Below are 14,869 nucleotides of genomic sequence, written 5' to 3'. Positions count from 1 at the left end.
CGTTACACATCCCATCACCTGCAGCTACTTGAACTGGCGGTCTTCACGTCCCGCAACCACGAATCCAAACGAGAACGACCAGCTCACTCCACCCAAGGCAGCCCGACCTGTCGTAGCGTCGGCCTCATGCCGATCGCCGCGCACATGACCCTGGTCCTGTCCACCTCGCCGTCGGAGGGGCCGTGCTGGTCTGGGTGGCCCGCGCCGGGGCGAGCGGCAGGCTGCGGCGAAACGAACTGGTGGGCATCCGGACCCAGGCGAGCCTCGCAAGCGACGAGGCCTGGGCGGCGGCACACCGGGCCGGCGCGAGGTGGACCGACGTCGGCGGCTGGTGCGGGATCGCGGCCGGCGCCGCCACCCTGCTGCTCGTCCCCGACGGTGCGCGCGTCGCCGTCGCGCTCATCGGCGTCTGCGCGCTCGGCGGGTTCGCCGTCACGGGTGGGATCACCGGTGCGCGGGAAGCGAAGCGGGTCGCTCCACCCGGCCGTGCGACGATGAGCGCATGACCGCGGAACCCTGTGACGCCATCGTTCTCGCCGGCGGGTCCGGCAGCAGGATGGGCGGCGTCGACAAGCCCGCCATCGAGGTCGGCGGGCGCAGCATGCTGGCCACCGCGCTCGCCGCCGTCGAGGACGCGGCCGTGACGGTCGTCGTCGGTCCGCACCGCGACGACCTGGCACCGTCGGTGCGCCAGGTCCAGGAGTCCCCGCGCGGCGCCGGCCCGGTTGCCGCCCTCGCGGCGGGACTCGAACTCTGTGGTGACGCGCCCATCGTGGCCGTCCTCGCCGCCGACCTGCCCACACTCACCGCCGAAGCGGTCGACCGGTTGCGTGAAGCAGTCGACACCTCCGGCGCCGACGCGGCGTTCGCAGTCGACGAGTCCGGGCGCGTGCAGTTCCTCCTCGGCGTCTGGCGGACCGCAACCCTTGCCACCCGCCTCGCCGAACTGGGCGGCCTCACCAACCAGCCGATGAAATCGCTGGTCCCCGACAACGTGACGACCGTCACGATGTCGGACATCTCCGACTGCGACACCACAGCCGATCTGATCGCCGCCCGTGCCCGCGCCGCACAGTCGTCACTGTCGATCGCCGACGCCCGCGACACCATCCGCCGCGGCATCGAAACGCTTCCTGCCCTTGAGCTGTCGCCGCTGGAGGCAATCGGCGGCGCGCTCGCTCAACCACTGATCGCGGCCGACGCCCTGCCCCGCGTCGACGTGTCTGCGATGGACGGCTACGCCGTGTCCGGTCCCGGCCCGTGGCAACTCGACACCACCGTCAGGTACGCCGGGTCCACAGACGAGGTGGTGTTGGACGACGGTCACGCGGTGCGGATCGCGACGGGTGCCCACCTCCCCACGGGCGCAACCGGCGTGATTCGCGACGAACACACCGACCTGGACGGAAAGGTACTGTCCCACAAGGCGGATACCCCGGATCGGGACGACAGCCGCCGCCGCGGCGAGGACTGGCATCCTGGCGCGTCACTCGCCGTGACCGGGACCCGCGTGACGGCTGCCCTCGCCTCCCTCGCCCGCAGCGCCGAGGTCACCGAACTGCTCGTGCGCGGACCGGTCCGCGCGCACGTGGTGGTGACCGGTGACGAGATCCGACGCGACGGTCCGCTGCGCGACGGTCAGACCCGGGACTCCCTCGGACCTGTTCTCCCGCATTATCTTTCCTGGTGCGGAATGCAGTCCGCCACGAGCACCCACCTGCGCGACACCGCAGGCGGCTTCGACGAGCTCCTCGCACCCGGGTCGACGGACACCGACGTCATCGTGATCGTCGGCGCCACCGGTGGCGGGGCCGCCGATCACCTGCGTCTGGCACTCGAACGAGCCGGAGCGCGCATGGTGGTGGGCCGGGTGCGCTGCCGACCGGGTGGATCGCAGGTCGTTGCCGCGCTTCCCGACGACCGCATCGTGATCGGCCTGCCCGGCAACCCGTACGCCGCGGTGGCGACGATCCTGCTGACGGCACCGGTGGTCACTGCGGCGCTGATCGGAGCGCCACGCCCGGCGGTCGTCACCGGTGTCGTCGCGAACTGCTCGGAGGTGTCCCCGGCCGGAAGTCGTGGGGAGACACCGCGCATCCTGCCGGTTCGGCGTCAGGCCGATGGAACGCTGCGGGCGGTCAATCAGGTCCGCACCGCCCACTTGGGTGCACTGGTCGGGGCCGAGGCCCTCGCGGTCATCGGACCGGCAGCACCCGATGGTGGCGTGGTCGAACTGCTTCCGCTGCCCCGGTGACGCGGGCGGCCTCGACGCCCGCGCGGTAGCGGGCGACCACGAGCTGCACGAGCGCCGGATGCACACCGAGCGGCTCGGCCACTCCGTCCGCGCCTGCCTCTGCGAGTCGCGAGTGAAACAGACCGTGCGCCAACAGGTACGACGCGACGAACACGCGCCGACCTGCCTCGTCCCGGACGCGGGCGACGACCTCCGGAACGCGAGGCTCGCCCGTCGCGACGTATCCGATGTCGACGCGCTCACCCGTCAGGTCGGCAAGCATCGCCGCGGCGCGTCGCACGTCCGTCAACGCCCGTGGGTCGGACGAGCCCGCGGCGGCGAGGACGACAGCGTCGCCGCGTGTCCACCCCGCCTCGCGGAGACGTTGCAGCAGAACACCGGCCAGTACCGGGTCGGGGCCGAGAGCGGGCGTCACGTGGACGTCGGGGTTTCCCGAGTCGGCAACCTCCCTGGGCACGTCCGTGTGGACGTGGTAGCCCGACGCCAGGAACGCCGGAACCACGACGGCCGGTGCAGCGAGCTCACGCAGCACCTCCGACGGGGACGGGCCGAGGACGTCGACGAACGCGACCCGGGTGGTCCCAACGGATGCGGCGACCTCCTCCGCCAGCGCGGCCACCAGGTCGACCCCACGCGCGCTCCTGGTGCCGTGCGCGACGAGAACCAGCGCGGGAGGCACGCACCCCGCGCGCCGGGTCACGGCCGCTTCCCGTCGTCGTCGCAGTCCGCGGGGTCGATCGCCAATCGGTATCCGCGTTTGACGACCGTCTGCACGATCTTGGGTGCGCCGAGGCACGAACGCAGTCGCGCGATTGCCGTCTCCACCGCGTGCGTGTCACCGCCGCCCCCCGGAAGCACGGAGAGCAGTTCCTCACGCGAGACGACCTGACCGGGCCGCCGGGCCAGGGTTCTCATCAGTGACATCGCGGCGGGGGCGAGCTGGCGCACCTCCCCGTCGACGACGACGCAGCCGCCGCGCACGCTCAGGTCGTGCCCCGCCGCGCGGACCTTCATCGCACGACGCGGGAGCTCCTCGGCGATGTGCCGGGCGAGGGATCCGAGACGAGCACGCGTCGGCATCGTCGCGTGGACGCCGAGCGCTTCGAGCGGCGCCGACGTGACGGGCCCGACGCACACCGCGAGAACACGTCCGCCGAACGCGGCCAGGAGCGGCTCGACCAGCCCGATCTCCTTGGCACGCATGAGCATCGAGGCGACCGCCGGGGCGCTGGTGAAGCTGACGGCGTCCAGCCCGCCCGACACCGTCAGTTCGATCAGCCGGTCCATCGCGGTCTGGTCCTGCGGCGGCGTCCAGCGGTAGACCGGGACGGGCACGACTTCGGCGCCTGCGAGTCGCAGCACCTCACAGAAGTCGGGCAGCGGCTCCCATTCCGTTGTGGCGCCGTGCAACTGGACGGCGATCCGCTTGCCTTCCACCCCCTCGGCGAGCAGGTGGTCGAGAACCTCGGCGGAGGACTCCGACGCGGGCGACCATTCCTCCCTCAGGTCGGCGGCTCGGATGGCGCCCTTCGCCTTCGGTCCGCGGGCGAGAATCCGGGACCGGCCCAACGCCGCTCCCAGTTCGTCCGCCAGACCCCACCCGTCGACGGCCTCCATCCAGCCGCGAAATCCGATCCCCGTGGTCGCGACCGTGATCTCTGCAGGCTGCTCGATCAGTTCCCGGCTCACGCGCTCCAGCTCGGCGTCGTCGACGAGCGGGATGATGCGGATCGCGGGGGCGCTGACGACCGTCGCGCCCCGCCGCGTCAGCAGGGTGGTGAACTCTTCCGAACGTCGGGCCGCGGTCACCCCGACGGTGAACCCCTTGAGGGGCTCACCGATCCGCGTCTCGTCCGTCGTCATGGTCACTCGCCGGCAGGTACTGCGGCAGGGTTCGCGACGTCGGCCGTGGTGCCGCGCAGGGGGCTGTGGACCTGGACGACGCCCGCCCACACCCGCACGCCGTACACGGGCAGCGACACCGACTCGTCGTCGAGGCAGCGCCCGTCCACGAGCGAGAACGGCTGCTTGAGCAGCGGCGAGGTGACGATCGGCTCGCCCGCGCGGTCACCGACCAGACCACGCGACATCACGGCCGCACGCCCGAACGGGTCGATGTTGCCGACTGCCCGCAGCGTCCCGTCGTCGAGAAGGAACAAGGCCACCTGCTCACCTCCGCTGAGCAACACTGCGACACCGCGCCCCGGAATGAGGCGGCTGAGCGGGCACGCCGACGTCCACTCGAGTCGGCCGTCCCTGACGCTCTCACGTCCGAAGTTCGGAACGCCCCCGGCACCGATGGTGGTGGCGCTGGTGCGCCCCGAATCGGTGTCAGATGGCATCTTGGAATCGATCACGGTCATCGCCGGTCCTCCCTGTAACAATCTGCCCCTATTTCTACGGAGCTGGTGTTACCCCGCTGTTAAGGCGCTATTCCCTCGCGGTAAGCAGCCGAACTTCACGTCGGCATCGGGGGCATACCCATCAGAACCGGAACCTTGCGGACCCCGGAGTCGTCGAACGCGACTGTGGGATCGGCCTCGTCGGGTGCGTTGACGAAGGACACGAACCGGGCGAGCTTCTCCGGGTCTTCCAGCACACCGGCCCACTCGTCGTGGTAGCCGTCCACGTGCTTCGCCATGGCCGCTTCCAGTTCGTCGGCGATGCCGAGGCTGTCGTTGCACACGACGTCCTTGAGGTGATCGAGGCCGCCGTCCATCGCTTCGAGCCACGGCGCCGTCCGCTGCAGCCGGTCGGCGGTGCGGATGTAGAACATGAGGAATCGGTCGATGTACTTGACGAGGGTCCGATCGTCCAGGCCGCCCGCAAGTAGGACCGCGTGTTTCGGCGACTGGCCGCCGTTGCCGCAGACGTACAGGTTCCAGCCGCTCTCGGTGGCGATGACACCGACGTCCTTGCCCCTGGCCTCGGCGCACTCCCGCGCGCAGCCCGAGACACCGAACTTGATCTTGTGCGGGGACCGGAGACCGCGGTAACGCATCTCGAGGTCGACGGCCATGCCGACCGAGTCCTGGACTCCGTACCGGCACCACGTCGATCCGACGCAGCTCTTCACCGTGCGCAGCGACTTGCCGTACGCCTGACCGGATTCCATGCCCGCATCGACGAGGCGCTTCCAGATCTGCGGTAGCTGCTCCACGCGGGCACCGAACATGTCGATGCGCTGACCGCCGGTCATCTTCACGTACAGCCCGAAGTCGCGGGCCACCTCGCCGATCACGATCAGCTGCTCGGGCGTGCACTCACCGCCGGGCATCCGCGGAACCACCGAGTACGTGCCGTTCTTCTGGATGTTGGCGAGGAAGTGGTCGTTGGTGTCCTGCAGGCCGGCCTGCTGGCGGTGCAGGATGTGGTCCGAGTCGGTCGACGCGAGGATCGACGCCACCACCGGCTTGCAGATGTCGCAACCGGATCCCTTGCCGTACTTGGAGATCAGCGAAGAGAAGGTGCGGGTTCCGGTGGCCTGGACGATCTGGAACAGCTCCGCGCGGGACTGCTCGAAGTGCTCGCACAGCGCCTTGCTCAGCACCACACCCGACGACGCGAGCAGCTGCTTGATCGTGGGAAGGCAACCACCACAGGTGGTTCCGGCGTTGGTGCACGCCTTGACCTGGGCGATGTCGCATGCACCCTCGGCGATCGCACCGCAGATCGCGCCCTTGGTGACGGCGTTGCAGGAACACACCTCGGCGTCGTCCGGCAGCGACCCGGCACCGGGCTTCTCACCGGCGGGCGCGATGAGCGCGGCCGGATCGCCGGGCAGTTCGCGTCCCACGAGCGGACGCAGCGACGCGTAGGCGGTCGCGTCACCGACGAGAATGCCGCCGAGCAGCGTCTTCGCGTCGTCGGAGACGACCAGCTTCGCGTAGGTGCCCTTGGCGGCGTCGTTGAGCACCACCTCGAGGGCACCCTCGGACTGTGCGTGCGCGTCACCGAAGCTGGCGACGTCGACACCCATCAGCTTGAGCTTCGTCGACAGGTCGGCCCCGGGGAATTCCGCCGCGCCGCCGAGCAGACGGTCCGCGACGACCTCCGCGGTGCTGTAGCCGGGCGCGACGAGTCCGTAGCAGGTGCCCTCGACGGCCGCGCACTCGCCGACCGCGTAGATCGCGTCGTCCGAGGTGCGGCAACCGATGTCGGTGAGGATCCCGCCGCGCTGACCGACGTCGAGGCCTGCGTCGCGGGCGAGTTGGTCCTGCGGCCGGACACCCGCGGAGAACACGAGCAGCGACGCGTCGATGACCGATCCGTCGGACAATTCGACTGCGATCCCGGACGGGGCCTCGGTGATCGCCGCGGTTCCGACGCCGGTGTGCACGGTGACGCCCAGACTCTCGACGAGGCGGGCCAGGAGCGCACCGCCGCCCTCGTCGACCTGCAGCGGCATCAGTCGCGGCGCGAACTCGACGACGTGCGGGGTCATACCCAGCAGGCGCAGCGCGTTCGCCGCCTCGAGACCGAGGAGGCCGCCACCGACCACGACACCGACGGCACCTGGTCCGGCGGCTTCCGCACGGGCCCGGATGCCGTCGAGGTCGTCGAGGGTGCGGTAGACGTAGCACTCGTCGCGGTCGTGGCCGGGGACCGGCGGCACGAACGCGTACGAGCCGGTCGCCATCACGACCGCGTCGTAGGAGACGACGTCGCCCGCCGACGTCGTCACCGTGCGCGCCGCGCGGTCGATGTCGGCGGCCCGGACCCCGAGCCGCAGGTCGACTAGATCGTCACCCTCGTATTCGTTCCCGGCGAGCGCGAGTTCCTTCGCGTCCCATGAGCCGACGTAGGACGAGAGTCCGACCCGGTCGTAGGCGGGCAGGTCTTCCTCGCAGAGCACGGTGATCCGCCACTGTCCGGCCTCGTCCCGCGCACGGAGCGCTTCGACGAAGCGGTGTCCGACCATTCCGTGACCAATGACCACGACGGACTTGGCACTCGCAACAGACTGGGGGCTCATGCCGCACCTTCTTCCTCGATCGATCTTGCACTGCTGTCCTGCGGACGAACTGTCTTCTGGGGCTTGGGTACCCGGGCCGGGAAACCGTGTGAGCCGCGTTGTCAGTCGGTGGCGAGCGCCGGAGACCTGGCGTCGTCGGACGCCGTGCGCTCGGTGGGCCGCCGCAGGAACACGAACCAGGTGACGAACACGCAGGCGACGTAGAAGGCGAGGAACACCCAGAACGCCATGGTGGCCGACTTCGCGTCGCTGAGGTACGACGCGCGGAGGACCAGGTTGATGCCGACACCGCCGAGTCCGCCGATAGCGCCGGCGAAGCCGATGAGCGCACCGGACATGTTGCGCGACCAGGTGGCCTTCTCCTCGGCGTTGAGGTGGTCGAGGCCCTGCGCCTTCGCCTCGAAGATCGACGGGATGATCTTGTAGACGGAACCGTTGCCGAGGCCCGACAGGAGGAACAGGGCGATGAAGCCGACAACCAGCAGGGTCAGGACTCCGGTGCTCGCGGCACCCGCGGTGGCGTCGTCGATCATGCTGGCCGTGACCAGGAGTCCGGCGGCGAGGGTCATCGCGGCGAAGGTGTAGAGGGTGATCTTGCCGCCACCGATGCGGTCGGCCAGCTTGCCACCGTACGGGCGGGCGATCGACCCGAGCAGCGGGCCGATGAACGCGATCTGCGCGGTGTGCAGTGCCGCCTGCGCCGGGGTGTCGCCACCTGCGAGGAAGTTGATCTGCATGACCTGACCGAAGGCGAAGCTGTAGCCGATGAACGAACCGAACGTGCCGATGTAGAGGAAGGCGATGACCCACGAGTGGCTGAACTTGAGGGTGTTGCCCATGGCCCTGAGGTCGGCCTTCTGGTTGCCGAGGTTGTCCATGAACAGGGCCGCGCCGACGGCCGCCGCACCGCAGAGGACGAGGTAGACGGAGCAGACGATCCAGGCCTCGGTGTTACCGACGGTTGCGATCACGAGCAGGCCGATGAGCTGGATGACCGGGACACCGATGTTGCCGCCGCCGGCATTGAGGCCGAGCGCCCAGCCCTTGAGTCGCTGGGGGTAGAAGGCGTTGATGTTCGTCATCGAGGACGCGAAGTTGCCGCCGCCGACGCCGGCGATCGCCGCGACCAGCAGGAAGGTGGTGTACGAGTGCCCGGGGTTGAGCATCAGGTAGAGGGTTCCGATGAGCGGCACCCACAGCACGAAGGCACTGAAGACCGTCCAGTTACGACCACCGAACTTCGCTGTCGCGACGGTGTAGGGAATGCGGAGGAGCGAGCCGACCAGGGTCGGGACCGCGACGAGGAAAAACTTGCCCGCGGCGTCGATACCGTAGATGTCGGTCGGCATGAACAGGACCATCACGGACCAGATGGACCAGACGGAGAACCCGACGTGTTCGGCGAAGACCGACCAGACGAGGTTGCGCTTGGCGATGTCCTTGCCGCCGGCCTCCCATGCGTCGACATCCTCCGCATCCCACTTCGCGATGTAGCGCTTGCGGGTCGAAACGGGGGCGTCGAGACCCACGGCTGTTGCCGTGGTGTCATCGGAGCGTGTGGTCACCGGGCCTCCTCGTAGTAGTGGATTGCCCAGAAAACTACGAGTGGGATGTTGCCTCGGTGCTGCCGTCAATGACCCCGCAATAAACTTGCTCTCACCTTGCGGACCGGCGGGATGTGAGAACCTTTCCGCAGGTGAACGGCATGTTACGGAGTGTGACGCGGACCGGCGTCGACGCTATCGGCGGTCCACGAGTCCTCGAGGAACCGCGGCTTGCACGCCACCCAGCCAGCCACCAGGATCACGCACACGGCGACGAGAAGCAGTGCGAACGGCCACGTCCACCCGCCCGTGGCGTCGTGCAGCACCCCGAACATCAGGGGGCCGATGCAGGCGACCGCGTAGCCGAGCCCCTGGGTGAAGCCGGACAGCGCCGCCGATCCGGCACCGGTGCGGGTCCGCAGGTTGATGAGCGTCAACGCCATCGGGAACGTGCTCGGCCCGAGCCCGACCACGACGATCCACACGATCGAAGCCGACATGGGAGCCCACAGCAGTCCCGCGAATCCGACGAGGTAGCTGACTCCGCACGCGAGGACCACCGGGTACGGGTTGGCGATCCGAATACAGAGTGACGGCGCGCCGAGTGCGGCGAGGAATCCGACGGCACTGAACAGCGCGACCATCGACCCGGCGAACCCGGTGCTCGCCCCCGCCTCGGTGAGGATCTTCGGAATCCAGGTGAACATCGAGTAGGTGATCAGAGAGGTCATGCCGAACATTCCGGCCATGCCCCAGGCCACCGGCGAACGCCAGACCTGACCGACCGGCGCCTCGTCGGGGTCGATGGAGGGCGCATCGCCCGACGCGGCCGGGGACGTGTCCGAGCCCCGCCTGCGCCTGCCTGCGACGACGGTCAGCCAGGGCAGCATCGCGGCAATCGGGAGCAGTGCCCAGACACCGAGCGAGACACGCCATCCGTGTGAGTCCGACAGCGGCACCGCGATGAGGGCAGGCACCATGGTGCCGATCTGCACGCAGAGGATGTAGATGGTGCTGACCGCGCCGATTCGATCCGGAAAATAGCGTTTGACCAGCGGCGGGACGACGACATTTCCGATTCCCATCCCACCGAGTGCGAGTGCCGAGAACACCAGCAGTGCCGCCGTCCCCGACATGAGTGGACGCACCGCAAGTCCGGCCGCCGTCATCGCCATGGAGACGAGGACGACGACTTCGAGGCCGAAGCGGCGTATGAACCGCGGCGTGAGGATGCCTGCGACCGCGAACATCGCGGTGGGAAGCATCCCGAACAGGCCGACGACGGCCGAGTCGAAGCCGACGTCGCGCCCGATCTCGTCGAGCAGTGGGGTCAGTGAGGTGACCGCGGTGCGCAGGGTGAGGGCCGAGAGGACGATGGCGACGAGTACGACGAGGCGGCCGGCGATCAGTGACCTCGGTCGTTCACTTGCCCGGGTTGCCTCGCTCACCGTCACCGTTCACCTCGTGTCTCGTGGAAGGAGGTCCGCGACCTCGAACTCGAAAATCATAGGATGAATGGATGAATCGAGGCAATTGATTAAGATCTCGGTCGTCTCCCACGAGAAAGGCCACCGTGCAACCCGTACGACGCACCAGCCTCATCGCGCAGGTCACCGAGCAACTGCGCGCCGAGATCACCGCCGGCCACTGGCCAGTGGGCGGGCGAATCCCCACCGAACCCGCGCTCTCGGAACTCACCGGCACCGGCCGCAACACCGTCCGCGAAGCGGTCCAGGCCCTGGTGCACGCAGGCATGCTCGAACGACGCCAGGGCTCGGGCACCTACGTCATCGCCACCAGCGACCTCGGCGGCACGCTGTCCAAGTACTTCGCATCCGCGCACGAGCGGGACGTCCTCGAACTACGTCAGGCCCTCGACGTCACCGCGGCCGCCCTGGCCGCCCGGAGGCGAGACGACACCGACGTCGAGACGCTGCACGACCTGCTCGCGCGGCGGAATCAACTGTGGCGCAACCCCGAATCCGCAACTCCCCAGGAGAAGCAGGCCGCGGTCGCGGCCGATCTGGCGCTGCACCGCGCGATCGTCGCGGCAAGCCACAACGAGGTCTACCTGGAGTTCTACGACTCGCTGCTGCCCGCGATCGAGGTGACCGTCGCCCAACATCCCGTCGACGCCGCCAACTCGTTCGAGCCGCAGCACGAGGAACTGGTGCGCGCGGTCGTCGACGGCGACCCGGAACGCGCCGCGACGGCGGCCCGGCACTTCCTGACCGAACTCATCGAGCTGCGCGGGCGTCCGGACTGACCGGCTGCCGGTCCGGCCATCCACCAGCCGAGGATCCCTCGCCCTACGATCGGGTCGTGCCGACGATTCACCACGCGCCACTGGACCGCACCGATCCCGTCACCCTGTACCGGATCATGATGCTGCGCACTGCGGTGTTCGTCCACGAGCAGGGCGTCGTGAGCGAACCCGAACTCGACGGCCGCGACCTGGAACCGACGACGACGCTCTTCTGGGCGGAGCAGGGCGGCGAGGTGGTGGCGACGCTGCGAGTGCTTGCAGACGGCGACGACGGAATGGTCCACATCGGCCGGGTTGCCACCGCGGCGCGGGCGCGCGGACATGGAGTGGCGGGCGCCCTTCTGGGTGCAGCGTTGGCGACCTGCCCGAGCGACGTCGCGATCTCCGCCCAGGCCTATCTCGAATCGTGGTACGGCCGGTTCGGGTTCGTCCGCACCGGGCCGAATTTCCTGGAGGCAGGCATCGACCACGTGCCGATGCTGCGAGTTGGTACAGCATCACCCGGGGAATCATCCGATCGGACAGTTAGTTGAACCTTTCATGACCAAGAGTGATCCCGTCCTCCAGAAGTTCCGGCTCGGCTCGCCGTGGCAGGCCGTCGACCCGTTCCTCTTCGTCGCCTACCACCTCGACGCCTACCCGGAAGGCACCGCCGAACTCGGCCCCGACGCCACGCTCGCCGGGCGTCCCCTCGGCCAGGACTTCGGCAATCCGGCGGGGTGGAACATGTACCACGGGCAGACGGTGCCCGGGTTTCCCCAGCACCCGCACCGCGGCTTCGAGACCGTGACCTACGTCCGGCAGGGTGTGGTCGACCACGCCGACTCGCTCGGTGCGACCGCCCGCTACGGCGACGGCGACACCCAGTGGCTGACCACCGGACGCGGCGTCTCGCACTCCGAGATGTTCCCGCTCCTCGAACGCGATCGACCCAACCCACTCGAACTGTTCCAGATCTGGGTGAACCTCCCAGCTGCGTCCAAGACCGCAGACCCACACTTCTCGATGTTCTGGAACGAGCAGATGCCCCGCGTCGTCCGAACCGACGCGCAGGGCCGCACCACCGACGTCACGGTGATCGCGGGCGCGCTCGGCGACACCGAGCCCCTCGCTCCCCCGCCCGAGTCGTGGGCGTCGAGCCCGGACTCGGATCTCGCCATCTGGCACCTGGAACTGGACGCGAATGCCGAGTTCGAGCTGCCGGTCGCGGCAGGCCCCGACACGCACCGGGTGCTGTACGTCTACGAGGGATCATCCGTTCGCATCGGAGAAACCGACACGGACGCAGGCAACGGCATCCTCGTCGATGCGACCGTGCCGGTGACGCTGACCGCGGGTGCGGGAGGCATCAAGATCCTGCTGATGCAGGGCCGGCCGATCGGCGAGCCAGTCGCCCAGCACGGACCGTTCGTGATGAACGATGCCGCGGGCCTGCAGGAGGCGTTCGACGACTACCGCCGCACCGGGTTCGGCGGATGGCCGTGGCCCGCGGACGATCCCGTCCACGCCCCGGACACCGGACGCTTCGCCCGCCGCCCGGACGGAACCGTCGACCGGCCCTGACCTCGGCCGCGCGGGTCAGAGCATCAGTCGGATCAGGTCCGCAGTGCGAACCAGTCCGGGCAGCGCTGCATCCGTCGACCGCGGGTGCAGCGCATGGACGGCGAGGCGGAACATCAAGGCCCGCAACAACATCTGCGGCCACTCCGGAAGGTCGTCCCAGCGACCGACGAGTTCCTCGTCCGCGCCGCCCCAGGAGATCGCATCGACGACGACAACACCTGCCGCCCACGCCGCCGGACGCCAGTACGGCGTGATGTCGGTCAGTCCCGGCGCTTCCGAACCCGAGAACAACACCGTGCCGAACAGGTCACCGTGCACCAACTGGTCCGGGCTGTGCACCGGCTTGCGCAGTGTGGCCAGCTGCCCGATCAGTTCGATGCTGGTGCGACCGTCCGCGGTCGAGGACTCGAACTGCCCCTTCACCCCCCGCAACGGCACCTGCTCCCACGCGGCCCGGTCCGCGGCGACGAACACGTCCACGTCCTGCCACGGTGGCATCGGTGGCTGCACCAGGAAACGCGGGCGTTCCAATACCGATGTCGCCGCATGGAGCCGCAACGACATCGACACCACCTCGTCGTGCCGCGGCTCCGGCGTTCCGTCGATGAACGTGTCCGCACGCCAACCGGATACGACGTAGCGCCCGTCCGTCGCCCGCACCGGACGGGCCAGGCGCACCCCGTCCGGGTTCAATCCCTCACGCACCTTCGCCGACCAGGCCGCGCGGGCGTGATCGGCAACCGGCGACAGCACGACGTCGTCGCATCGCCAACCGCCCTCCCAGTCGGGGCCGAGTGCCACAGGGGTCGTCTCCCGCAGCCCAAAGGTGGACCGCACATGGGTGGGTGGTTCGACGGAGCTCACGCAGCCAACGCTACCGCCGAGGCAGCCACCACCCTGCCCTGACGCGCCATAAACACCGACGCTCGCGCCACGAACTTCGCTGCACCGACGGCTCAGTACGTGGGCAGGCTCGGATCGATCTGCGCCGCCCACGCGGCGACGCCGCCCTGCAGATGGGTGGCGTCGGCGAATCCCGCGCGCCGGAGTGCGGCCAGCACCTCCGCCGACCGGATTCCCGTCTTGCAGTAGAGGACGATCGGCCGGTCCTGCGGCAGGTCGGCGAGCGCGTCGCCGGACAGGATGCGGCCCTTGGGAACGAGGGTCGCACCGGGGATGCGCACGATGTCCCACTCGACGGGTTCCCGGACGTCGATCAGCGCGACGTTGCAGCCGCCGTCGAGAAGCGCCGCCAGCTCGGTCGCGGTGACGGTCCCGCCTGCGACGGCGTCGCGGTCCTCGTCGGCGACCACGCCGCAGAAGGCGTCGTAGTCGATCAGTTCGGTCACCGGCACCCGGCCCGGGTCACGTCGCAGCCGGATCGTGCGGTAGTTCATCGCGAGCGCGTCGTAGATCATCAGCCGACCCAACAGCGGTTCGCCGATCCCGGTGATCAGCTTGATCGCCTCGGTCGCCATCACCGAGCCGATCGACGCGCACAGCACGCCGAGCACGCCACCCTCCGCGCACGACGGCACCGTGCCCGGGGCAGGCGCCTCGGGGTACAGGTCGCGGTAGTTGAGGCCGCGGTCGTCCGGGGCGGCCTCCCAGAACACCGACACCTGCCCCTCGAAGCGGTAGATCGACCCCCACACGTACGGCTTCCCCGCGAGGACCGCCGCGTCGTTGACGAGGTAGCGGGTGGCGAAGTTGTCGGTGCCGTCGAGGATCAGGTCGTACTGCGAGAACAATTCGACAGCGTTGCCGCTGTCGAGCCGGAACTCGTGCAGTCGCACGTCGACCCTGTCGTTGATCTCGAGGATCGAGTCGCGCGCACTGTGCGCCTTGGGCCTGCCGACGTCGGACCGGCCGTGGATGACCTGCCGCTGCAGGTTCGACTCCTCGACCTCGTCGAACTCGACGATGCCGATCGTCCCGACCCCGGCGGCCGCGAGGTACAGCAGCGTGGGTGACCCGAGTCCCCCGGCTCCGATCACCAGAACCTTCGCATTCTTGATCCGCTTCTGCCCGGTGACGCCGACGTTCGGGATGATCAGGTGCCTGCTGTACCGGGCGACCTCGTCGCGGTCGAGGTCGGCCGCCGGCTCCACCAGCGGAGGCAGAGGACGGCTGACGGAAGTCGATGCGGGAGACGCCATGCGTCCATTGTCCTCGCCGCCCACGACGAGGCAGCTGCTGGGCCTCGGGCCGATCGGCTACCGTCCACAACCACCACCGCAGGCAGCACGTGAAACCCGAGGAGCCCG

The 14,869-nt window shown here is 69.2% G+C and carries 13 protein-coding genes; 5 read left to right on the top strand and 8 right to left on the bottom strand.

Translation table 11 applies throughout. The features are described from left to right. Nucleotides 1-182: 182 nt before the first annotated feature. Both RHCRD62_RS10855 and RHCRD62_RS10850 read left to right on the top strand, forming a co-directional pair. Nucleotides 183-506, top strand: coding sequence for an SdpI family protein (locus RHCRD62_RS10855; protein WP_050064731.1), 324 nt, complete (start codon nt 183-185; stop codon nt 504-506). After that, nucleotides 503-2,254: an NTP transferase domain-containing protein gene (locus RHCRD62_RS10850; RefSeq protein WP_050064730.1), complete on the top strand. Its 1,752-nt coding sequence runs from the start codon at nt 503-505 to the stop codon at nt 2,252-2,254. Before RHCRD62_RS10855 ends, RHCRD62_RS10850 begins: the two co-directional genes overlap by 4 nt. Here the strand turns inward: RHCRD62_RS10850 and RHCRD62_RS10845 are convergent. The 6 genes from RHCRD62_RS10845 to RHCRD62_RS10820 form a co-directional block, all read right to left on the bottom strand. Continuing rightward, the gene (locus RHCRD62_RS10845; protein WP_253277283.1) at nt 2,196-2,954 is read right to left on the bottom strand and encodes a sirohydrochlorin chelatase; all 759 of its coding nucleotides are present in this window, start codon (nt 2,952-2,954) and stop codon (nt 2,196-2,198) included. The two genes, RHCRD62_RS10850 and RHCRD62_RS10845, sit on opposite strands and share 59 nt — an antisense overlap. Next, nucleotides 2,951-4,117, bottom strand: coding sequence for a uroporphyrinogen-III synthase (locus RHCRD62_RS10840; protein WP_050064729.1), 1,167 nt, complete (start codon nt 4,115-4,117; stop codon nt 2,951-2,953). The genes RHCRD62_RS10845 and RHCRD62_RS10840 overlap by 4 nt, the downstream gene beginning before the upstream one ends. Nucleotides 4,118-4,119: 2 nt before the next feature. Beyond that, complete coding sequence (gene nirD / locus RHCRD62_RS10835) at nt 4,120-4,617, bottom strand: nitrite reductase small subunit NirD (protein WP_367379638.1); 498 nt, start codon at nt 4,615-4,617, stop codon at nt 4,120-4,122. Nucleotides 4,618-4,712: 95 nt separating this feature from the next. Then, a complete protein-coding gene (gene nirB, locus RHCRD62_RS10830; RefSeq protein WP_050064728.1) occupies nt 4,713-7,229 on the bottom strand; it encodes a nitrite reductase large subunit NirB in 2,517 nt (838 codons plus the stop codon). 101 nt (nt 7,230-7,330) lie between these two features. After that, the gene (locus tag RHCRD62_RS10825) at nt 7,331-8,758 is read right to left on the bottom strand and encodes an MFS transporter (RefSeq protein WP_050064727.1); all 1,428 of its coding nucleotides are present in this window, start codon (nt 8,756-8,758) and stop codon (nt 7,331-7,333) included. A gap of 179 nt (nt 8,759-8,937) precedes the next feature. Next, complete coding sequence (locus tag RHCRD62_RS10820) at nt 8,938-10,221, bottom strand: CynX/NimT family MFS transporter (protein WP_157050877.1); 1,284 nt, start codon at nt 10,219-10,221, stop codon at nt 8,938-8,940. A 125-nt stretch (nt 10,222-10,346) separates the two neighbouring features. Here RHCRD62_RS10820 and RHCRD62_RS10815 point away from each other — a divergent pair, with 125 nt between their 5' ends. From RHCRD62_RS10815 to RHCRD62_RS10805, 3 genes are read left to right on the top strand one after another with little or no spacing between them, the layout of a single operon-like run. After that, nucleotides 10,347-11,039, top strand: a complete 693-nt coding sequence (locus RHCRD62_RS10815; protein ID WP_050064725.1) for a FadR/GntR family transcriptional regulator — start codon at nt 10,347-10,349, stop codon at nt 11,037-11,039. Nucleotides 11,040-11,095: 56 nt separating this feature from the next. Then, nucleotides 11,096-11,572, top strand: a complete 477-nt coding sequence (locus RHCRD62_RS10810) for a GNAT family N-acetyltransferase (RefSeq protein WP_050064724.1) — start codon at nt 11,096-11,098, stop codon at nt 11,570-11,572. 7 nt (nt 11,573-11,579) lie between these two features. Further along, nucleotides 11,580-12,602, top strand: a complete 1,023-nt coding sequence (locus RHCRD62_RS10805; protein WP_050064723.1) for a pirin family protein — start codon at nt 11,580-11,582, stop codon at nt 12,600-12,602. A gap of 15 nt (nt 12,603-12,617) precedes the next feature. On the opposite strand, the gene RHCRD62_RS10800 is transcribed toward RHCRD62_RS10805, so the two are convergent. Together RHCRD62_RS10800 and moeZ are read right to left on the bottom strand one after the other, a co-directional pair. After that, complete coding sequence (locus RHCRD62_RS10800) at nt 12,618-13,466, bottom strand: TIGR02569 family protein (protein WP_050064722.1); 849 nt, start codon at nt 13,464-13,466, stop codon at nt 12,618-12,620. Nucleotides 13,467-13,558: 92 nt separating this feature from the next. Beyond that, entirely contained in the window at nt 13,559-14,761 is a 1,203-nt protein-coding gene (gene moeZ, locus RHCRD62_RS10795; protein ID WP_050064721.1) for an adenylyltransferase/sulfurtransferase MoeZ, read from the bottom strand. Nucleotides 14,762-14,869 lie beyond the last annotated feature (108 nt).

This window comes from Rhodococcus sp. RD6.2 (assembly GCF_001040705.1).
In the GTDB taxonomy this organism is placed as follows: Bacteria; Actinomycetota; Actinomycetes; order Mycobacteriales; family Mycobacteriaceae; genus Rhodococcus_G.
The sequence above is the reverse complement of the archived record's forward strand: the minus strand, read 5'-3'. Positions and strand labels throughout refer to the sequence as shown.